17 protein-coding genes and 2 tRNA genes are annotated in these 19,363 nt (G+C 69.6%); 13 read left to right on the plus strand and 6 right to left on the minus strand.

Annotation, left to right across the window (positions count from 1 at the left end):
• Positions 1-75: 75 nt before the first annotated feature.
• Positions 76-1,422 carry a mechanosensitive ion channel domain-containing protein gene (locus tag N5D62_RS15585; RefSeq protein ID WP_279758764.1) on the plus strand — a complete coding sequence of 449 codons (1,347 nt, stop codon included), beginning with the start codon at positions 76-78 and terminating at the stop codon, positions 1,420-1,422.
• A 6-nt stretch (positions 1,423-1,428) separates the two neighbouring features.
• Here the strand turns inward: N5D62_RS15585 and N5D62_RS15590 are convergent, their stop codons facing one another.
• Positions 1,429-2,850, minus strand: a complete 1,422-nt coding sequence (locus tag N5D62_RS15590) for a peptidoglycan DD-metalloendopeptidase family protein (RefSeq protein ID WP_279758765.1) — start codon at positions 2,848-2,850, stop codon at positions 1,429-1,431.
• A 141-nt stretch (positions 2,851-2,991) separates the two neighbouring features.
• On the opposite strand from N5D62_RS15590, the gene fliD reads away from it, so the two are divergent.
• Positions 2,992-4,410, plus strand: coding sequence for a flagellar filament capping protein FliD (gene fliD, locus N5D62_RS15595; RefSeq protein ID WP_279758766.1), 1,419 nt, complete (start codon positions 2,992-2,994; stop codon positions 4,408-4,410).
• Positions 4,411-4,538: 128 nt separating this feature from the next.
• Here fliD and N5D62_RS15600 read toward each other — a convergent pair whose 3' ends face one another.
• Positions 4,539-6,080: a fumarate hydratase gene (locus tag N5D62_RS15600; protein ID WP_279758843.1), complete on the minus strand. Its 1,542-nt coding sequence runs from the start codon at positions 6,078-6,080 to the stop codon at positions 4,539-4,541.
• A gap of 167 nt (positions 6,081-6,247) precedes the next feature.
• Between N5D62_RS15600 and nhaA the strand changes: the two genes are divergently transcribed.
• The gene (gene nhaA / locus N5D62_RS15605) at positions 6,248-7,411 is read left to right on the plus strand and encodes a Na+/H+ antiporter NhaA (protein WP_279758767.1); all 1,164 of its coding nucleotides are present in this window, start codon (positions 6,248-6,250) and stop codon (positions 7,409-7,411) included.
• An 80-nt stretch (positions 7,412-7,491) separates the two neighbouring features.
• Here the strand turns inward: nhaA and N5D62_RS15610 are convergent, their stop codons facing one another.
• A complete protein-coding gene (locus N5D62_RS15610) occupies positions 7,492-8,103 on the minus strand; it encodes a TIGR00645 family protein (RefSeq protein ID WP_279758768.1) in 612 nt (203 codons plus the stop codon).
• 287 nt (positions 8,104-8,390) lie between these two features.
• Between N5D62_RS15610 and acs the strand changes: the two genes are divergently transcribed.
• Both acs and N5D62_RS15620 read left to right on the plus strand, forming a co-directional pair.
• Positions 8,391-10,361, plus strand: a complete 1,971-nt coding sequence (gene acs / locus N5D62_RS15615) for an acetate--CoA ligase (protein ID WP_279758769.1) — start codon at positions 8,391-8,393, stop codon at positions 10,359-10,361.
• A gap of 282 nt (positions 10,362-10,643) precedes the next feature.
• Complete coding sequence (locus N5D62_RS15620; RefSeq protein ID WP_279758770.1) at positions 10,644-11,171, plus strand: DNA-binding protein; 528 nt, start codon at positions 10,644-10,646, stop codon at positions 11,169-11,171.
• 82 nt (positions 11,172-11,253) lie between these two features.
• On the opposite strand, the gene N5D62_RS15625 is transcribed toward N5D62_RS15620, so the two are convergent.
• Entirely contained in the window at positions 11,254-11,565 is a 312-nt protein-coding gene (locus N5D62_RS15625) for a c-type cytochrome (protein ID WP_279758771.1), read from the minus strand.
• Positions 11,566-11,716: 151 nt separating this feature from the next.
• Between N5D62_RS15625 and N5D62_RS15630 the strand changes: the two genes are divergently transcribed.
• The gene (locus tag N5D62_RS15630) at positions 11,717-11,962 is read left to right on the plus strand and encodes a TIGR04438 family Trp-rich protein (RefSeq protein WP_279758772.1); all 246 of its coding nucleotides are present in this window, start codon (positions 11,717-11,719) and stop codon (positions 11,960-11,962) included.
• Positions 11,963-12,055: 93 nt separating this feature from the next.
• Here N5D62_RS15630 and ilvD read toward each other — a convergent pair whose 3' ends face one another.
• Positions 12,056-13,765: a dihydroxy-acid dehydratase gene (ilvD, locus tag N5D62_RS15635; protein ID WP_279758773.1), complete on the minus strand. Its 1,710-nt coding sequence runs from the start codon at positions 13,763-13,765 to the stop codon at positions 12,056-12,058.
• Between the two features lie 104 nt (positions 13,766-13,869).
• Here ilvD and N5D62_RS15640 point away from each other — a divergent pair, with 104 nt between their 5' ends.
• The 6 genes from N5D62_RS15640 to N5D62_RS15665 all read left to right on the plus strand — a co-directional run bounded on the left by N5D62_RS15640 (position 13,870) and on the right by N5D62_RS15665 (position 17,877).
• Complete coding sequence (locus tag N5D62_RS15640; protein ID WP_279758774.1) at positions 13,870-14,790, plus strand: LysR family transcriptional regulator; 921 nt, start codon at positions 13,870-13,872, stop codon at positions 14,788-14,790.
• Between the two features lie 13 nt (positions 14,791-14,803).
• Entirely contained in the window at positions 14,804-15,862 is a 1,059-nt protein-coding gene (locus tag N5D62_RS15645; protein WP_279758775.1) for a tetratricopeptide repeat protein, read from the plus strand.
• Positions 15,863-15,940: 78 nt separating this feature from the next.
• The gene (gene lgt, locus N5D62_RS15650; protein WP_279758776.1) at positions 15,941-16,777 is read left to right on the plus strand and encodes a prolipoprotein diacylglyceryl transferase; all 837 of its coding nucleotides are present in this window, start codon (positions 15,941-15,943) and stop codon (positions 16,775-16,777) included.
• A gap of 55 nt (positions 16,778-16,832) precedes the next feature.
• Positions 16,833-17,570: a DNA polymerase III subunit epsilon gene (gene dnaQ, locus N5D62_RS15655; RefSeq protein ID WP_279758777.1), complete on the plus strand. Its 738-nt coding sequence runs from the start codon at positions 16,833-16,835 to the stop codon at positions 17,568-17,570.
• 110 nt (positions 17,571-17,680) lie between these two features.
• A tRNA-Val gene (locus N5D62_RS15660) sits at positions 17,681-17,755 on the plus strand.
• A 47-nt stretch (positions 17,756-17,802) separates the two neighbouring features.
• A tRNA-Val gene (locus N5D62_RS15665) sits at positions 17,803-17,877 on the plus strand.
• 61 nt (positions 17,878-17,938) lie between these two features.
• Here N5D62_RS15665 and N5D62_RS15670 read toward each other — a convergent pair.
• Entirely contained in the window at positions 17,939-18,370 is a 432-nt protein-coding gene (locus N5D62_RS15670) for a hypothetical protein (protein WP_279758778.1), read from the minus strand.
• Positions 18,371-18,498: 128 nt separating this feature from the next.
• On the opposite strand from N5D62_RS15670, the gene N5D62_RS15675 reads away from it, so the two are divergent.
• A complete protein-coding gene (locus tag N5D62_RS15675; RefSeq protein WP_279758779.1) occupies positions 18,499-19,347 on the plus strand; it encodes a DUF4743 domain-containing protein in 849 nt (282 codons plus the stop codon).
• The last annotated feature ends 16 nt before the right edge of the window (positions 19,348-19,363 follow it).

Below are 19,363 nucleotides of genomic sequence, written 5' to 3' on the forward strand. Positions count from 1 at the left end.
TCCGCCCTGACTGCCTCGCTGAACCACACGCTGAGCCTCGCTGAACTGCGCGCCCTGGGGTCCGCACTCGCGAGCGTGAACGCGCTCATCGAACTCGTGCTGCTGCTGGCCTGCCTGGGCCTGTCCTGGCTGATCGTCCACAACATCGGCAAGCGCTTTCGCAGCGTCGACCAGCAGCGCTCGGTGCTGCTGGGCCGCCACGTCTTCGACGGGCTGCTGTTCCCGGTCGTGGCGCTGCTGCTGGCGCTCGGCGCGCGGCGCGTGATGCCGCTGATCGAGCTGCCGGCCGCGCTGTTCAAGGTGGTGATCCCGGTGCTGATGTCGCTGGTGGTCATCCGCTTCGTCGCCCGCGTGCTGCGCGCCGCGTTCCCGAGCTCGCTCGGCACCCGGCTGCTCGAACGCAGCGTGTCCTGGGTCGCCTGGCTGGGATCGATCCTGTGGATCATCGGCGTGCTGCCGGTGGTGATGGACGAGCTCGACGACATCAAGCTCGGCTGGCTGGCCCAGAAGGGCACGCGGGCGGCGGACGCGCCGTCGCTGCTGGACGTGCTGCAGGTGGGGCTGCAGGTCGGGCTGCTGATGATCGTGGTGCTGTGGCTGTCCTCGGCGATCGAGTCGCGCATGCTGCGCGGCAAGTCCATCGACCTGTCGATGCGCAAGATCGTCGTCAACATCACCCGCACCGTGCTGCTGGCCGTCGGCGCGCTGGTGGCGCTGAACATGCTGGGCCTGAACCTGAGCGCGCTGTCCTGGCTGGGCGGCGCGGTCGGCGTGGGGCTGGGCTTCGGGCTGCAGAAGATCACCTCGAACTACGTCTCCGGCTTCATGATCCTGGCCGAGCGCTCGCTGCGCATCGGCGACATGGTGAAGGTCGACAACTTCGAAGGCCGCATCAGCGACATCAAGACCCGCTACACCGTGATCCGCGCGCTCAACGGCCGCGAGGCGATCGTGCCCAACGAGTCGCTGATCACCACGCGCGTCGAGAACCTCTCGCTGGCCGATCCGCAGGTCTACGTGCCCACGGTGGTCCAGGTGGCCTACGGCACCGACCTGGACGCGTTGTTCCCGCAGCTGGTCGAGGACATCAAGCGCGTACCCCGGGTGCTGTCCGACCCGGCGCCGTCGGTGGCGCTGAGCAACTTCGCCGCCGATGGCCTGGAGCTGACGATCGGCTTCTGGATCTCCGATCCGCACAACGGGCAAGGCGGGGTGCGGTCCGAGGTGAACCTGGCGATCCTGCGGCTGCTGAACCGGCTCAAGATCGACATCCCGTTCCCGCAGCGGGTGGTGCGCACGGTGGTGGAGACGCCGGCGGCGGAAGGGACACCGGCCTCGGCGGCGGCGTCGGTCGGGGAGTCGCCTTCGGCGCCCGCGCCGACGACGACTGCGGCCGCGCCGCCCGACGCCGCGCCACGCTGATTCCGCCTACGCCGCAGGGAAGCGGATCACGCGATGCGGCGCCGGTTTCTCCGACCGGCGCAGGATCGCCTCGCCCTCTGGCGCGGGCCGCCACCGGGCCTTGCCGAGGAGGGCCAGGTCGTCGTAGCCGCCGAGACGCTCGAAGCGCTCGAAGACGAAGGGCAGGCCTTCTCCGGCATTCGGCGCCGCTTCGTCGCACAGGTGCAGATGCAGGTGAGGGCCGGTGGAATCGCCGGTGAACCCGAGGGCGCCGAGCACCTGGCCGCGCCGGACCCGGTCGCCGGGGCGCACCGTCAGGCTGCCGGGGCGCAGGTGCTCGTAGATCACATGCCGCCCGCCGTCCAGCGACAGCACGACATGGTTGCCCGGCGCGTCGGCCAGCGGATGGCGGGGATTGCCGGCGACCGACGCCGCCTCGGCCATGCCGTCGCGCGCGGCGGTCACGACGCCCGCCGCGACGGCGAGCACCGGCGCGCCATGGCCGAGGTGATGCGCGGGCCGGTCGGGGTCGCCCCGCGCGATGCGGCCGTCCTCGTCGACGCGCACGAAGTCGATCGCATGCCGGCCGGGGATGGTCCAGCGGTCCGCGCGCTGGAAGCCGACGCGTCGGTGACCGCGTGCCCAGGAGGGATCGTGGATCGCGACCCAGAGACCGTCGCCCAGCGGCGCGCCGAAGACCGGCGCGGCGGGGCCGGGAAGCGTGAGCGCCTCGCCCGCGAGGACGCGATCGGCGCGGGCCGCGTCGGTGCCGGCGGCGTCGACGCCCGCCCATAGCACCGGACGCAGGCGGCCTGGCAATGGCCGGCCCGGCGCCGAACTCAACTCCACATGGCACACGAGCCGCTGGCCGTCGATGCGCGCGAGGCGCGGCGCAAGCGCGGTGCCGTCGAACGCTTCGAAGACGTCGCCGCGGTCCTCGTCGAGCAGCCGCAACGCGGTTGGCGGCGCCGAGTCGGCGGGCCAGTCGACGTGGACTTCGGCGACGAGCTCGTCGCGACCCTCCACCAGCACCGGCCCGCCGGCGGCGACCAGTCGTGGCCGCCCGGACGGCGCCGCGGGCGCCTCGCCGCTGGTGGCCCATGAAGCGGGCGGCGTGGCGGCCAGGGCCAGGACGGCTCCGGTGAAACGCCTGCGCGCGAGGGCAGGGCGTGCGTCGGCGGGATCGATCATGGCGGTTCCTTTCCCGGCATCCCGGGCATCGGCGGCTTGAACGGACACTCCGGCGCTCGCCGCTCGCCGCTCGCCGCTCGCCGCTCGGCGCTCGGCGCTCGGCGCTCGGCGCTCGGCGCTCGGCGCTCGCCGCGGCTGTCGGCTTTCGGCTTTCGGCTTTCGGCCGGCGCGGCCGGCGCGGCCTTCGGACCGAGGGACCTTCGGGTCGCGCGCAGTGTCAGCGAGCGGCCGCCACGTCATGGAAGTGCCGGAAGCCATGCGCGGGCGGATGCCGACCTCACCGAGGCACCAAACAGGGGCGTGAATCCCGCACACCTGATCGCTTCACGAACCAGCAATGTTGCTTAACCTTCCCGGCATTCAGCGCCACCACAAGGCGCATCGACCAGGGAGGATTCCATGGGAATCAGTTCGACCGGTCTGGGCAGCAACCTCAATGTCGAGGCGATCGTCCAGAAACTGGTGTCGGTGGAGCGCAAGCCCATCGACAACCTCAACGTGGCCAGCGACAAGATCAAGACCAAGATCTCGGTCTTCGGGAAGATCCAGGCCTCGCTGAGCGCGCTCCGCGACGCGGCGGCCAAGCTCACCAAACCCGACACCTGGCAGGGCGTGACGGCGACCTCGTCCGACACCACCGTCGTGTCCGCCAGCGGCGGCTCCGGCGCGGCCGAGGGCAGCTACGCGATGAACGTCGAGCGGCTGGCCGCGGCGCAGAGCCTGTCCAGCCCGATGTTCAAGAAGGGCGACAAGCTCGGCGGCGGCACCCTCAAGCTGGAACTGGGCGAGTGGAACACCGACCACTCGTCCTTCACCGCCAAGACCGGCAGCTCGCCCAAGACCGTCACGATCGATCCGCCGCGCGATTCGCTCGAGGACGTGCGCGACAAGATCAACGCGTCGGGCGCCGGGGTGGTGGCCTCGCTGGTCAACGACGTCAGCGGCTCGCGCCTGGTGCTGCGATCGCGCGAGACCGGCGCGGAGAACGGCTTCCGGCTGACGGCCACGACCGCCACTCCGCCGGAGGACGGCAAGCCCTCGCTGGCGGACCTGAGCTTCGGCGGCGCCGGGCAGCCGTCGCGGATGACCGAGGACCTGCGCGCGGCCAACGCCAAGCTGACGGTCAACGGGCTGGCGATCACCTCGGCCACCAACACCATCGAGTCGGCGATCGACGGCGTCACCTTCACCGTGCAGAAGACCGGCGCGGCGACGATCACGGCGAGCCAGGACAAGGAGTCGCTGAAGAAGACGGTCAGCGAGTTCGTGACCGCCTACAACGCCGCCATCGGGCTGCTGCGCGACAACACCAAGTACGACGCCGAGAACAAGACCGCCGCCGCGCTGCAGGGCGACAGCACCGCGGTCAGCCTGACCAGCCGGCTGCGCGGCGCGGTGGCCTCGGGCACGACGCTGCCGGGCGCGTTCGCGCACCTGCCCGACATCGGCCTGACGATGGGCGTCAACGGCGCGATCACGATCAACGACACGAAGTTCAACAAGGCGATCGGCCAGCGCGCCGACCTGAAGCAGCTGTTCATGGGCGTCGACAAGGACCATCCGGACAACAGCGGCATCGCGGTGAAGCTGCGCACGCTGACGGACCAGATCCTGGGCATGGACGGCGCGCTGACGACCCGCACCAAGGGGCTGCAGGAAAACCTGAAGACCAACGGCAAGCGGGTGGACGCGCTCGAGGACCGGGTCGCCGCCTACGAGAAACGGCTGCGGCGACAGTACACGGCGCTGGACACCTCGATGTCCGAGCTCGGCCAGAAGCAGGGCATGGTCGACAAGCTGTCGAGGATGTACGGCTGAGGCCTCGACCCAACGCAAGAAGGCCACCTCGCGGTGGCCTTCGTCGTTTGGGGGGCGGGCGTCCGGTCGCCCGGATGCCGGTTGCCCGGTGGCCTGGCCATCGGGGAGCGGCGCGGGCCGCCCGCCGGTCAGCCGGCGGCGACCGGGATCTTGATCGCCTTGCCGGAGGCGATGCGCTGCTGCCACTCGGCCGGGCCGGTGACGTGCGCGCTGGTGCCGCCGGCGTCGACGGCGACGGTCACCGGCATGTCGACGACGTCGAACTCGTAGATCGCTTCCATGCCCAGGTCCTCGAAGCCGACGACCTTGGCCGCCTTGATCGCCTTGGACACCAGGTAGGCCGAGCCGCCGACCGCCATCAGGTAGGCCGACTTGTGGTTGCGGATCGACTCGATCGCGACCGGGCCGCGCTCGGCCTTGCCGATCATCGCGATCAGGCCGGTCTTCTCCAGCATCATGTCGGTGAACTTGTCCATGCGCGTGGCGGTGGTCGGGCCGGCGGGGCCGACGACCTCGTCGCGCACCGGATCGACCGGGCCGACGTAGTAGATGACGCGGTTGGTGAAGTCCACCGGCAGCGGCTCGCCCTTGGCCAGCATGTCCTGGATGCGCTTGTGCGCGGCGTCGCGGCCGGTGAGCATCTTGCCGTTGAGCAGCAGCGTGTCGCCCGGCTTCCAGCTGGCGACCTCGTCCTTGGTCAGCGTGTTCAGGTCGACGCGCTTGCTCTTGTTGTAGTCCGGCGCCCACTTGACGTCGGGCCACAGATCCAGGCTCGGCGGCTCCAGGTAGCTCGGGCCGGAGCCGTCGAGCACGAAGTGCGCGTGGCGCGTGGCGGCGCAGTTCGGGATCATCGCGATCGGCTTGGAGGCCGCGTGCGTCGGATAGGTCTTGATCTTGACGTCCAGCACGGTGGTCAGGCCGCCCAGGCCCTGCGCGCCGATGCCCAGCGCGTTGACCTTCTCGTACAGCTCGATGCGCAGTTCCTCGAGCTTGTCCTTGGGACCGCGCTCGAGCAGCTCATACATGTCGATGTCGTCCATCAGGGCTTCCTTGGCCAGCAGCGCGGCCTTCTCGGCCGTGCCGCCGACGCCGATGCCCAGCATGCCCGGCGGACACCAGCCCGCGCCCATCGTCGGCACGGTCTTGAGCACCCAGTCGACGATGTTCTCGCTCGGGTTGAGCATGTAGACCTTGCTCTTGTTCTCCGAGCCGCCGCCCTTGGCCGCGACGATCACGTCGACGGTGGCGCCGGGGACGACCTCCATGAAGATCACCGCGGGCGTGTTGTCCTTGGTGTTCTTGCGCTCGAAGATCGGATCGCTGAGCACCGAGGCGCGCAGCTTGTTGTCGGGGTGGTTGTAGGCGCGGCGCACGCCCTCGTTGACGGCGTCCTGGATGGAGCCGGGGAAGTCCGCCCAGCGCACGTCCATGCCGATCTTCAGGAACACGTTGACGATGCCGGTGTCCTGGCAGATCGGACGGCGGCCTTCGGCGCACATCTTCGAGTTGGTCAGGATCTGGGCGATCGCGTCCTTGGCGGCCGGGCTCTGTTCGCGCTCGTAGGCGCGGGCCAGGTGCTGGATGTAGTCGGCCGGGTGGTAGTAGCTGATGTACTGCAGCGCGGCGGCGACGCTCTCGACAAGGTCGGCGTAGCGGATCGTGGTGGTCATGGTCGTGGACAGGCTGGTCACGGTAGGCGGGCATTATCCGTTACCCGATGAAATCCCCGTCGCCATCGGCCCTTGGCGGATGCGCAACGCACGCTTGTGCGAGGCGCGCTTTTCCCGGGCGGCGCGCATTCGCTGCGATGATGCGGTTTTCGCGGGAGGACCCTTTCTTGACCCCAGGACTCAAACGCTTCTTCGCCGGCGAATCGGCCGGCGGCATCGTGCTCGCGATCGCCGCCGTCGCCGCGCTGATCCTGTCCAACTCGCCCTGGCGCGAGCTCTACACGGCCTTCACCCGCATCGAGGGGGAAGTGCGCATCGGCGGCGACTGGCTGGTGCTGGCCAAGCCGCTGCTGGTCTGGGTCAACGACCTGTGGATGGCGGTGTTCTTCTTCCTCGTCGGGCTGGAGATCAAGCGCGAGTTCGTCAGCGGCGAACTCTCCGAGCGCTCCCAGGCGGTGCTGCCGATGGTGGCGGCGCTGGGCGGCATGGTTGCGCCGGCGCTGATCTACGCCGCGATCAACCTGGGCGATCCGGTCGGCCTGCATGGCTGGGCCATCCCCGCGGCGACCGACATCGCCTTCGCCATCGGCATCGTCATGCTGCTGGGCAGCCGCGTGCCGGCCTCGCTGAAGGTCTTCCTGACGGCGGTGGCGATCATCGACGACCTCGGCGCCATCGTCGTCATCGCGCTCTTCTACACGAGCCAGCTGTCGCTGACCATGCTGGCCGGCGCCGGGGCCTGCCTGGTCGCGCTGTTCGCGCTGAACCGCGCCAAGGTCACGCGCGCGGACCTCTACATCGTCGTCGGCCTGGTGATGTGGACCTGCGTGCTGAAGTCCGGCGTGCACGCGACGCTGGCCGGCGTCGCCACCGCGCTGTTCATCCCGTCGGACGACGGCAAGGGTCACTCGCCGGCCGAGGACCTCGAGCACGGCCTGCACCCGTGGGTCGCGTTCCTGATCCTGCCGATGTTCGCGTTCTCCAACGCCGGCGTGTCGCTGCTGGGCCTGAACGCCGGCGACCTGCTGCACCCGGTGTCGCTGGGCATCGCGCTGGGCCTGCTGCTGGGCAAGGCGGTCGGCGTGTTCGGCAGCTCCTGGCTGATGATCCGGCTGGGCTTGGCGCAGAGACCGGGCGGTGCCGACTGGACGCAGTTCTTCGGGGTGTGCGTGCTGTGCGGCATCGGCTTCACGATGAGCCTGTTCATCGGCGGCCTGGCCTTCGCCGGCCACGGCCCGGACTACGAGACGCGGGTCAAGCTCGGCGTGCTGGGCGGCTCGATCCTGTCGGGCGTCGCGGGGACGCTGATCCTGCTGCGCAGGCGCGGCTGACCGGTCGCCGTGAAAGCAGAGAAGGGGCCCGCGGGCCCCTTCGTCGTTGCGGCGCGGGTCGGACCGCGCGGCGGGTGGGATCAGTGCTTCTCGGGCGGGTGCGACAGCAGCCGGTCGGTCATCGCGATGGCCAGGGCGGACAGCAGGAAGGCCAGGTGGATGGCGGTCTGCCAGATCAGCGTCTTCTCCTGCAGGTTCTGGACGTTGATGAAGGTCTTGAGCAGGTGGATCGACGAGATGCCGATGATGGCCGTCGCCAGCTTGACCTTCAGGACCGAGGCGTTGACGTGGTCCAGCCACTCGGGCTGGTCGGGATGGCCCTCGAGATGCAGGCGCGAGACGAAGGTCTCGTAGCCGCCGACGATCACCATGATCAGCAGGTTGGAGATCATGACCACGTCGATCAGCGCCAGCACGGCCAGCATGATGATGGTCTCGTTGAGCTTGGTGACCTTGACGCCGGGGTCGTAGCCCACGCTGCTGACCAGCAGCTGCAGGGCTTCCTGGTTGCCGAAGGCGGCCTCGACGAGGTGAACCAGTTCGGTCCAGAACTGGAAGACGTAGACCGCCTGCGCCAGGATGAGGCCGATGTACAGCGGGAGCTGGAGCCAGCGGCTGCCGAACATCAGGTGGGCCAGCGGGTGCATGCGCTTGGGCGTGGCGTCGGCCGGGTCGTTCGGGCGATCGGTCATCGGGGGAGTCCTTCGAGTCGTAACTGGCGGGAACCGCCAAACCGGGCGATTTTAGTGAGAGCATCCGCCCCGGCGAACCGCTGAAGGCGAGGCGCCGAGTTCGGGGGGCACCGGTCCCCCTCGAAGCGAATGCCGAGCGTGCGGAGGCGTCTGAGCGCAGAGGGGGACCGGTGCCCCCGAACGAGCGAACGCCAGGAGAAGCTCTTCTACAAGAGTAAGCACATCGTCAGTGTGAAAGCGGAGAGTTCGCCCGGATTCGAGACCCTGCCTGTACGGAGACAAAGGCCATGAGCGACAAGATCAGCGACAAGATCTACACCCCCCCCGCGTCCGCCGTCCAGGGCGCGCACGTGTCCGGCATGGCCGCCTACGAGGCCTTGTGCAAGGAAGCCGAGGCTGACTACGAGGGCTACTGGGCGCGCCTGGCGCGTGAGCTGCTGAGCTGGAAGCAGCCCTTCACGAAGGTGCTGAACGATGCCGACGCGCCGTTCTTCAAGTGGTTCGAGGACGGCCGGCTCAATGTCTCCTACAACTGCCTGGACCGCCATGTCGAGGCTGGCCGCGGCGACCACGTCGCGATCATCTTCGAGGCCGACGACGGCACCACCACTCGGGTCACCTACGCCGAGCTGCTGGCCAAGACCGCGCAGCTGGCCAACGCGCTGAAGGCGCGCGGTGTGAAGAAGGGCGACCGCGTCGTCATCTACATGCCGATGTCGGTCGAGGGCGTGGTGGCGATGCAGGCCTGCGCGCGCATCGGCGCGACGCACTCGGTGGTGTTCGGCGGCTTCTCGGCGCAATCGCTGCGCGACCGCGTGCAGGATGCCGGCGCGGTGATGGTGCTGACCGCCGACGAGCAGGCGCGCGGCGGCAAGGCGCTGCCGCTGAAGGCCATCGTCGACGAGGCGCTCGCCGACAACAGCTGCCCGACGATCCGGCAGGTCCTCGTCTACAAGAGAACGGGCGGCGCGATCGTCTGGGTCGACGGCCGCGACGAATGGCTGCACGACGCGGTCGCCGGCCAGTCCTCGAGCTGCGAGCCCGAGTGGGTCGAGGCCGAGCATCCGCTGTTCCTGCTCTACACCTCGGGCTCGACCGGCAAGCCCAAGGGCGTGCAGCACAGCACCGGCGGCTACCTGCTGCATGCGGCGCTGACCACCAAGTGGACCTTCGACCTGAAGGATTCCGACATCTTCTGGTGCACCGCCGACATCGGCTGGGTGACCGGCCACACCTACATCACCTACGGCCCGCTGGCGCTGGGCGGCACGGAGATCGTCTTCGAGGGCGTGCCGACCTATCCCGACGCCGGCCGCTTCTGGCAGATGATCCAGAAGCACAAGGTCACGATCTTCTACACGGCGCCGACGGCGATCCGCTCGCTGATCAAGGCCGCGGAGACCAACGAGACCGTCCACCCGAAGAACTACGACCTGAGCTCGCTGCGCATCCTGGGCTCGGTGGGCGAGCCGATCAACCCGGCCGCCTGGGAGTGGTACCACCAGCATGTCGGCGGCGGCCGCTGCCCGATCGTCGACACCTTCTGGCAGACGGAAACCGGCGGCCACATGATCACGCCGCTGCCGGGCGCCACGCCGCTGGTGCCGGGCTCGTGCACGCTGCCGTTCCCCGGCATCACCGCCGCGATCGTCGACGAGACCGGCAACGACGTGCCCAATGGCCAGGGCGGCATCCTGGTCGTCAAGAAGCCGTGGCCGTCGATGATCCGCACGATCTACGGCGATCCGGAGCGCTTCAAGAAGAGCTACTACCCGCCGGAGCTCAAGGGCTACTACCTGGCCGGCGACGGCGCCATCCGCGACGCCGACAACGGCTACTTCACGATCACCGGCCGCATCGACGACGTGCTCAACGTCTCGGGCCACCGCATGGGCACGATGGAGATCGAGTCGGCGCTGGTGAGCTGCACCGAGCTGGTGGCCGAGGCCGCGGTCGTCGGCCGTCCGGACGACACGACCGGCGAGGCGATCTGCGCCTTCGTCGTGCTCAAGCGCCCGCGCCCGAGCGGCGACGAGGCCAAGGCCATCGCTAAGCAGCTGCGCGACTGGGTGGCCAAGGAGATCGGCCCGATCGCCAAGCCCAAGGACATCCGCTTCGGCGACAACCTGCCCAAGACCCGCAGCGGCAAGATCATGCGGCGCCTGCTGCGCTCGGTCGCCAAGGGCGAGAGCGTCACGCAGGACACCTCGACGCTGGAGAACCCGGCGATCCTGGAGCAGCTCGGCCAGGCCTATTGAGCCCGGCCGCGCCGGCGGCGCGGGATGCGCGTGGCATCCCGGTTGTCGGCGGTTCCCTGGACCGTTCTCCTCTGAGCCCCGCTTCGGCGGGGCTTTTTCTTGCGCTCGCGCAAGCCGACAACCGGGCCGGACTGCCTCGACACGGGGAGTTGCTGACCTGCGCTTGGCACAAACCGCGGCAAGCACACTTCCGAGGGTTGTGGAACCTTGGGCGCCACCGGCGAAGAATGCGCGCTCCGCTCCGGTTGGGGGGCGGGCCCGCGTTCATAGAAGGAGTCGCTTGTGGAATATGTGTTCACGCTCAAGTACCAGCTGCCGCCGCAGGAGTGCGAGGAGGAACCGCTGATGCAGCGCCTGGCGTCCGTGGGCTGCCGGGACGCGCGGGTGATGGTGGGCCTGCGCGGCCGGCTGATGCTGAGCTTCGTCAGGGCCGCGGAGCGGGCCGAGCAGGCGCTGCTTGGCGGCTTGCGCGACGTGCGCCGCGCCATGCCCGGCGCCCGGCTGATCGAGGCGGGGCCCGACATGGTCGGCCTGACCGACGTGGCGACGCTGGTGGGCGTGTCGCGCCAGAACATGCGCAAGCTGATGCTGACGCACCCGATGAGCTTCCCGTCGCCGATCCACGAGGGCAACTCGTCCTCGGTCTGGCACCTGTGGGACGTGCTGCACTGGATGCACGGGAGAGGCGGCTACAAGATCGACCAGGCGGTGCTGGAGCTCGCGACGGTGGCCAAGGCGGTCAACCTCGCCCGCGACAGCCGCCAGCTCGACGACCGCCGCCGCGACGAGCTGGTCCAGCTGGTGGCCTGAGCCCCGCGCCTCCGGTGCCCGCGCGCACGGGCCCGGACAAGAAAAAAGGCCCCGGAGGGCCTCGATCGGAGGGGGCGACGAATCATTTCGTCGACATCACCCATTGGGCGAGTTGCTCGGCCTCGGCCGGGCTGACCTGCGTGTTGGCAGGCATCGGGACCGGGCCCCAGACGCCGGAACCGCCCTTGATGATCTTCTCGGACAGCTTCTTCACCGCGTCCTTGTCCTTGGCGTACTTGGCCGCGACGTCCTTGTAGGCCGGGCCGACCAGCTTCTTGTCGACGGCATGGCAGGCCATGCAGTTCTTCTTCTGGGCCAGTTCCTGGCTGGCGAAGGCGCTGGGCGCGGACAACGCGGCCACCAGGGCCGCGGAGACGAACAAGGCGTTTTTCATGGCATCCTTTCAGGTCCTGCCGGGGGAGAATCGGCACCGGCCAGCATCGAGGACCGCCGCGCGAGGCGGCATGTCGGCTGGGGGGTGTCCGGGCTCGGACGATTGTAGTGTTGGGGACCGCGCGAGACGGCGCGGCCAGAGGAGAACGACGATGTGGTTCGTGGTGATCGCGGTCTTGTTGATCCTGCTCAAGCTGATCGAGTTCGGACCGATCGCTGACCTGTCCTGGTGGTGGGTGCTGTCGCCCTTGGTGCTGGCGATCCTGTGGTGGGAATTCGCCGACAAGTCCGGCTACACCAAGCGCAAGGAGATGGACAAGATGGATGCCCGCAAGGAGGCGCGCCGCCAGCGGTCGCTGGAGGCGCTGGGCCAGGGCGAAAAGCAGCGCAAGCGCTGAGCGCCTGGTCGGCGCACGGCGCGCCAGGATGACGAACGGGGCCCGCGAGGCCCCGTCGTCGTTGGTGCCGCCGGCCCGCCGGGCCGGCGTGGCTCACTCGAACTTGTCGAGCACCGCGCCCGAGCTGGCGCTGGAGGCGTTCTTCGCGAACTTCGCCAGCACGCCCCGGGTGTAGCGCGGCGCCGGCTGCCGCCAGGCGGCCTTGCGGCGCGCGAGTTCGGCGTCGTCGACATGCAACTGCAGCACCAGCCGATGCGCGTCGATGGTGATCGAGTCGCCCTCGTGCACCAGCGCGATCGCGCCGCCTTCATAGGCTTCCGGCGCGACGTGGCCGACCACCATGCCCCAGGTGCCGCCGGAGAAGCGGCCGTCGGTGATCAGGCCGACGCTTTCGCCCAGGCCCTGGCCGATCAGCGCGCCGGTCGGCGCCAGCATCTCCGGCATGCCCGGACCGCCCTTGGGGCCGAGGTAACGCAGCACCATCACGTCGCCGGCCTTGATCTGGCCGGCCATGATCGCGGCCAGCGCCGACTGCTCGTCGTCGAAGACGCGCGCCGGGCCGGTGATGACGGGGTTCTTCAGGCCGGTGATCTTGGCGACGCAGCCTTCGGGCGACAGGTTGCCCTTGAGGATCGCGAGGTGGCCCTGCGCGTAGATTGGGTCGGCGACGGCGCGGATCACCTCCTGGTCGGGCGAGAGGTCCGGCACCTCGGCCAGGTTCTCGGCCACGGTCTTGCCGGTGATGGTGATGCAGTCGCCGTGCAGCAGGCCGGCCTTGAGCAGCTGCTTCATGACCGCCGGGATGCCGCCGGCCTTGTGCAGGTCCACCGCGAGGAAACGGCCGCTGGGCTTGAGATCGCACAGCACCGGGATCTTGCCGCGCATGCGCTCGAAGTCGTCGATGGTCCACTCGACCTCGGCCGCGTGGGCGATCGCCAGGAAGTGCAGCACCGCGTTGGTCGAGCCGCCCGTGGCCATGATCACCGCGACCGCGTTCTCGATGGCCTGCTTGGTGACGATGTCGCGCGGCTTCAGGTCGGCCTTGACGGCCTGCACCAGGTAGTCCGCGGCGCGCTTGGTGTTCTCGACGACCTCGTTCTCGACGTTGGACATGCTCGACGAGTAGGGCAGCGACATGCCCAGCGCCTCGAAGGCCGAGCTCATCGTGTTGGCGGTGTACATGCCGCCGCAGGAGCCGCTGCCGGGAATGGCGCGCTTCTCGATCTGGCAGAAGTCCTCTTCGCTCATCTTGCCGGCGCTGAACTGGCCGACGGCCTCGAAGACGCTGACGATGTTGAGGTCCTGGCCCTTGTAGTGGCCGGGCTTGATCGTGCCGCCGTAGATGTAGATGGCCGGCACGTTGGCGCGCAGCATGCCCATCATCCCGCCGGGCATGTTCTTGTCGCAGCCGCCGATGACCATCACGCCGTCCAGCCACTGGCCGCCGACGCAGGTCTCGACGCAGTCGGCGATGACCTCGCGCGAGACCAGCGAGTACTTCATGCCCTCGGTGCCCATGGCCATGCCGTCGGAGATCGTCGGCGTGCCGAAGAGCTGCGCGTTGGCGCCCGCCGCCTTCAGGCCGACCACCGCCGCGTCGGCCAGCTTCTGCAGGCCGGAGTTGCAGGGCGTGATCGTCGAGTGGCCGTTGGCCACGCCGATCATCGGCTTGCCGAAGTCGCTCTCCTGGTAGCCCATGCCGTAGTACATCGAGCGGTTGGGCGCGCGGGCGACGCCCTCGGTGATGTGCTTCGAGCGGCGGTTGGGGGCGTCGTCGTGCGGGGCGTTCTTGGCGTCGGTCATGGCGTCGATCCTGGCGGGGAATGCTTGGAGCGCGCCAGTATGCGCCGCGTGATCTTGCGGGTCCAATATATAGTCGACGTCGTTTTGATTCACGACGTGTATCGATGATCGAGCTCCGCCCCCTGCGCCAGTTCCTGGTGCTGGCCGAGGAACTGCACTTCGGCCGCGCCGCCGCCCGGCTGCACATGACGCAACCGCCACTGAGCCTGGCGGTGCAGAAGCTGGAGGCCCAGTTGGGCGTCAGCCTGCTGGCGCGCGGCGGACGCACCGTCGCGCTGACGGCGGCGGGGCAGGCGCTGGTCGAGGCCGGCGCGCGGCTGCTGGACCAGGCCGAACAGCTGCCCGCCCGCGTGCGCGCGGCGGCCGGTGGCGAGGCGGGGCGGCTGAACCTGGGTTTCGTCTCCACGGTCGGTTATGGCGACATGCCGCGCTGGCTGCGGCTGTTCCGCGAGGCGCTGCCCGACGTGCAGCTCGCGCTGCGCGAGGCGACGCTGGACGTGCAACTGCGGGGCTTCGAGTCGGGCGAGCTCGACGCCGGTTTCGTGATCCACGCGCCCGGCGCCGAGCCGGCCGGCTTCGAACGGCTGATCGTCTCGACCGAGCCGCTGGTGCTCGCGCATGCCGAGGACTGGGGGCTGGACGGCCGCGGCGCGGCGTCGCTCGACGCGGTGCTGTCGCAGCCGCTGGTGGTGTTCCCGCGCGAGATCGCGCCGTCGCTGTTCGATGCGCTGCTGGGCTTCTATCGGGCGCACGGCGCGACGCCGCGGATCGCGCAGGAGGCGATCCAGATGCAGACCATCGTGAACCTGGTCTCGGCCGGCATGGGCGTGGCCTGGGTGCCGCGCTCCGTGTGCGCGCTGCAGCGCCCCGGCGTGCGCTACCGGCCGTGGCCGGCGGTGAAGGTGCCGGCCTGCGACACCAGCCTGATCTGGCGCGCCGACGCCTCGCCGGTCGTGCGGCGCTTCGTCGCCCATGTGCGGGGGCAAGTGCAGACGCCGCGCAGTTCTGCGACCATGCGGCGATGAAAGGAAGCGCCCCGTGAAACCTCCCCGTCACTCCCGCGATGCCGAACGCCGCGGCCGCCTGCGCCGCCTCATCGGGGCGATCTGCGTCGTCACCGGTTTCTCGATGCTGATGAGCGTGGCCTTCGCCACGGCCGCGCAGGCCGCGGTGCTCAAGGACCCGGCGCTGCAATCGCTGCTCGACGCCGGCCGGGCCGACGACCTGGAGAAGCTGGCCGGCCAGCGGCTGCAGGCGAAGCCGGACGATCCGCAGGCGGTCGCCGCGCTGGCGCTGGCGCAGCTCGACCTGGCGGACGCGTCGGTGCTCAAGCAGAACATCCAGCGGCTGGAGCAATGCGTGCAGCGCTCGCCCGAGGACGGCGCCTGCCCCTACGCGCTGGCGCTGGCGCTGGTGATGCAGGCGCGCGGCGGCAGCAAGTTCAAGGCGCTGGGCTCGCTGGGCCGGGTCAGCGAGTTGGCGCAGCGCGCCATGACGCTGCTGCCCGACGCGCCCGAGCCGCGCAGCGCGCTGCAGCAGTACTACCTGGCGCTGCCGAGCTTCATCGGCGGCGGCGAATCCAAGGCGCGCGCGCTGGAGCAGGACGTCAAGGATCCGGCGCAGCTGCACCTGATGCGCGCGCGGGTGGCGGCATCGAAGAAGGACTGGCCGTCGATGGAGAAGGAATTGCGCGCGGTGCGCACGCAGCGTCCGGAGCTGCTGCTGGAGCAACGCGTGCTGTGGAGCGATTACGGCCGCAACCTGATGTTCGGCGATCGCAAGGACAAGGCGGTGCCGTGGTTCGAGGAGCTGCTCAAGCAGCAGCCCGAGCAGGCGATGGGCGCCTACAACCTGGGCCGCGCGTACGACGCGCTGGGGCAGTACGACAAGGCGGTGGCTTCGTTCGAGCGCGCCCGCGGGATGCTGGGCGCGGAGCAACTGGGCCTGGACCGGCGGCTGGCCGGTTCGCTGGCGGCCAAGGGCGACAAGGCGGGCGCGCGCGCGGCGCTGCAGCGCTGCGTGGACAACCGCCGCGGCGGCAACGGCGACATCGAGGACTGCCGCAAGCAGCTGGCGGCGCTGGGTCCGGCGGGCTGAGCCGGCGAGGCGGACCGCCCGTCCCGGCGGTCCGGCCCCTTTATGATTCGCGCCTTCTCCGCGCGGTAACCGTATTCCATGTTGGTCCATCCCAAGTTCGACCCCGTCGCCTTCTCGATCTTCGGCTGGCCCATCCACTGGTACGGGCTGATGTACCTGACGGCCTTCGGGCTGTTCATGTTCCTGGGCAACCGGATGGTCAACAAGCCCTGGAACGCGGCGCGCGGCTGGACCCGCCGCGACATCGACGACCTGCTGTTCTACGGCGTGCTGGGCGTGGTGCTGGGCGGCCGGCTGGGCTACGTGTTCTTCTACAAGCCCTCGCACTACCTGAGCCATCCGCTGGAGATCTTCGCGGTGTGGCAGGGCGGCATGGCCTTCCACGGCGGCCTGCTGGGCGTGCTGGTGGCGCTGGCGTTCTTCGCCTGGCGGCGCGGCTTCCACTTCCTCGAGGTCGGCGACATCGTCGCGCCCTGCGTGCCCACCGGGCTGGCGGCGGGTCGCCTCGGCAACTTCATCAACGGCGAGCTGTGGGGCCGCGCCGCGGACCCCGGCCTGCCGTGGGCCATGATCTTCCCGCAGGCCGGGGACGGCAATCCGCGCCACCCGTCGCAGATCTACCAGTTCCTCGGCGAGGGCGTGCTGCTGTTCATCGTGCTGTGGCTGTTCGCGCGCAAGCCGCGGCCGATGGCGGCGGTGTCCGGGCTGTTCCTGCTGGGCTACGGCGTGGCGCGGTTCGTCGTCGAGTTCTTCCGCGAGCCCGACAGCTTCCTCAAGCTCGACGACCAGCCGCTGCACCTGAGCCAGGGCCAATGGCTGAGCGTGCCGATGATCGTCGCGGGCGCGCTGATGATGCTGTGGGCCTATCGGCGCGCGGCGCGCCTGAAGGCGACGCCGGCCGCCGCGGCCCGCTGATCGCGGGCCGCCTCCGGCGACACAGAGACATCCCGAGACACCGAGACCTCGCCACATGCGTCAGATCTTCTTCGATACCGAAACCACCGGCCTGAATCCCGAATCGGGCGACCGCGTCGTCGACATCGGCTGCGTGGAGATGGTCAACCGTCAGCTGACGGGCCGCCATCTGCACTTCTACCTGAACCCCGAACGCGACATGCCCGAGGAGGCGTTCCGCGTCCACGGCCTGAGCAGCGAATTCCTGGCGGACAAGCCCAAGTTCGCGCAGATCGTCGACGAGTTCCTCGAGTTCATCCGCGGCGCGGAGCTGATCGCGCACAACGCGGCGTTCGACGTGGGCTTCATCAACGCCGAGCTCAAGCGCTGCGCCCGCGCGCCGCTGCACGAATGCGTGGACGGCGTGCGCGACACGCTGCTGATGGCGCGGGACATGTTCCCGGGCAAGGCGAACTCGCTGGACGCGTTGTGCCGCCGGCTGGAAGTCGACAACAGCAACCGCGGCCTGCACGGCGCGGTGAAGGACGCGGAGCTCCTGGCCGAGGTCTACATCCGGCTGACGCGGGGCCAGGACTCGCTGGTCATCGACGACAGCGCCGCGGCCACGCCGGGGCAGGGCGGCGACCTGGCGGTGGCGGCGATCGACTTCAGCGCGTTCGCGCTGCCGGTGATCGCGGCGACGGCGGAGGAACTCGCGCTGCACGACAAGGTGCTGGCGGAGCTGGACAAGGCCAGCGGCGGCAAGCGCATCTGGCAGGTGCCGGCGGCGGCGGACGCCGTGCCGGCGGCGTGAGCGAAGAAGTTCAAAGACTTCTTGAGTCGCGTCAAATCTTCATGGCATAATCTTCGACTTTCCCGGACATCCTGATTGCGGCGCAAGCGGCGGTCGAGGACGACAAGACCGGGCGGTTAGCTCAGCGGTAGAGCACTGCCTTCACACGGCAGGGGTCGCAGGTTCGAACCCTGCACCGCCCACCACAGTCTTGTTGAAGTTCCGAGAGATCCGGCAACCCGGTCCGTATACCGGGCGGTTAGCTCAGCGGTAGAGCACTGCCTTCACACGGCAGGGGTCGCAGGTTCGAACCCTGCACCGCCCACCAGATCAACCCCGTCAGCGCAGGCTGGCGGGGTTTTTTCTTGGGCGCCGGGACGCCCATGGGGTCACGGCTTCAGGTACTTGAACAAGCCGAAGATCAGCGATGCCAGCACGGTGATCGTGGCCGCCTGGCTGCCGACCATCCATCGCACCAGATCGGTCTTGGTGTTGGCGAGTTCCTGCTTGACCTCGCCGCGCAGCAGCGCCATGTCGCCCCGCACGCTGGCGATCTCCTGCTTCATCTCGCTTCGCACGCCGGCGATCTCCTGCTTCATCTCGGCCCGCAGGATGGTGACCTCGCCACGCACGCTGGCGACCTGGGACTTGAGGTCCGCCATGTCGACCTTCAAGGCCTGGAGGTCGGTGAGCCTGGCGTACTGCCCCTGTCGGTCGGTCATGCGTTTCTCCAGCGCGCCGTCGATCGATTCGGCGGCGATGTGGGCTTCGTGGTCGCTGGCGCCGACCTGGCGGAATGCTTGGTGCAAGGCGAGCTTCATCGAGCGGCTCCTTCGCGTCACTGACGGCGTGTTCGTGCTGAACGAGGCGGCGATCATCCTGCGTTCAAGGGGTCTCGTCTCTCGCACATTCCAGTCAATCTCGGGGGAGGCGCCCCGACAATCGCGCGATGCCTTCCCTGCTGCCGCCCTCGCTCGTCGCCGTGATGCCGCGCTGCCTGCAACTCGCGCGGCAGCCGCTGCCGGAGGGGTTGATCCCCCTGCGCCTGGGCGAGGCGACGATCGGCCGCGTGCATCCGATGCGCCAGGTCTTGCTCGCCGAGTGCTGGCCCGAACTCGCGTGGCATGACGGCGCGCTGTGCTGGGACGCCGAGGCCCTCGAGACCGACGTGCGCTCCGAGCGCATCGGCGCCGTCGCGCTGGCGCTCAGGGAACGCGGCGCCATCGCCGGCTGGCGCGGCGAACGCTACGCCTGCGAGCGCCCCGTCGACGACCCCTGCGCCGCGCGCGGCGAGGTGCTGTTCCGGCTCGAGCGCGCCGCGTTCCGCTTCTTCGGGCTGATGAGCCGGGCGGTCCACGTCAACGGTTTCCTGCCCGGCGCGCGGCTGGTCTGCGGCCGCCGTGCGATGACGAAGGCGACCGATCCCGGCCGGCTCGACAACCTCGCCGCCGGCGGGTTGACCGCGGACGAGGACCTCGTCGACTGCGCCCGTCGCGAGTTGCTCGAGGAGGCCGGCGTGCCGATGGCGATCAGCGCGTCGGTGCAGCCGCGCGGCGCGCTGCGCAGCACGCGCATGGAGCCCGAAGGCCTCCACGACGAAGTGCTCCACGTCTTCAGCCTGCCGCTGCCCGCCGGCTTCGCGCCGCGCAACGGCGACGGCGAGGTGAGCGAGTTCCTGACGCTGGACCTCGAATCGCTCGCGCAGCGGCTGGCCGCCGGCGAGTTCAGCCACGACGCCGCGGCCGTCAGCGCGTTCGGGCTCCAGCATCCGCGGGCGCTGGCCGACCTGCGCGGCTGATCCGCCGAACCCGCGC

It is taken from the genome of Mitsuaria sp. GD03876 (assembly GCF_029840635.1).
Lineage (GTDB): Bacteria > Pseudomonadota > Gammaproteobacteria > Burkholderiales > Burkholderiaceae_C > Roseateles.

Excerpts from the sequence above, each read along its gene's own strand:
- N5D62_RS15590 (WP_279758765.1), bottom strand. The coding sequence starts at position 2,850 with ATGGCTTCCGGCACTTCCATGACGTGGCGGCCGCTCGCTGACACTGCG.
- fliD (WP_279758766.1), top strand. The coding sequence starts at position 2,992 with ATGGGAATCAGTTCGACCGGTCTGGGCAGCAACCTCAATGTCGAGGCG.
- N5D62_RS15600 (WP_279758843.1), bottom strand. The coding sequence starts at position 6,080 with ATGACCACCACGATCCGCTACGCCGACCTTGTCGAGAGCGTCGCCGCC.
- N5D62_RS15610 (WP_279758768.1), bottom strand. The coding sequence starts at position 8,103 with ATGACCGATCGCCCGAACGACCCGGCCGACGCCACGCCCAAGCGCATG.
- acs (WP_279758769.1), top strand. The coding sequence starts at position 8,391 with ATGAGCGACAAGATCAGCGACAAGATCTACACCCCCCCCGCGTCCGCC.
- N5D62_RS15625 (WP_279758771.1), bottom strand. The coding sequence starts at position 11,565 with ATGAAAAACGCCTTGTTCGTCTCCGCGGCCCTGGTGGCCGCGTTGTCC.
- N5D62_RS15630 (WP_279758772.1), top strand. The coding sequence starts at position 11,717 with ATGTGGTTCGTGGTGATCGCGGTCTTGTTGATCCTGCTCAAGCTGATC.
- ilvD (WP_279758773.1), bottom strand. The coding sequence starts at position 13,765 with ATGACCGACGCCAAGAACGCCCCGCACGACGACGCCCCCAACCGCCGC.
- N5D62_RS15640 (WP_279758774.1), top strand. The coding sequence starts at position 13,870 with ATGATCGAGCTCCGCCCCCTGCGCCAGTTCCTGGTGCTGGCCGAGGAA.
- lgt (WP_279758776.1), top strand. The coding sequence starts at position 15,941 with ATGTTGGTCCATCCCAAGTTCGACCCCGTCGCCTTCTCGATCTTCGGC.
- dnaQ (WP_279758777.1), top strand. The coding sequence starts at position 16,833 with ATGCGTCAGATCTTCTTCGATACCGAAACCACCGGCCTGAATCCCGAA.
- N5D62_RS15670 (WP_279758778.1), bottom strand. The coding sequence starts at position 18,370 with ATGAAGCTCGCCTTGCACCAAGCATTCCGCCAGGTCGGCGCCAGCGAC.
- N5D62_RS15675 (WP_279758779.1), top strand. The coding sequence starts at position 18,499 with ATGCCTTCCCTGCTGCCGCCCTCGCTCGTCGCCGTGATGCCGCGCTGC.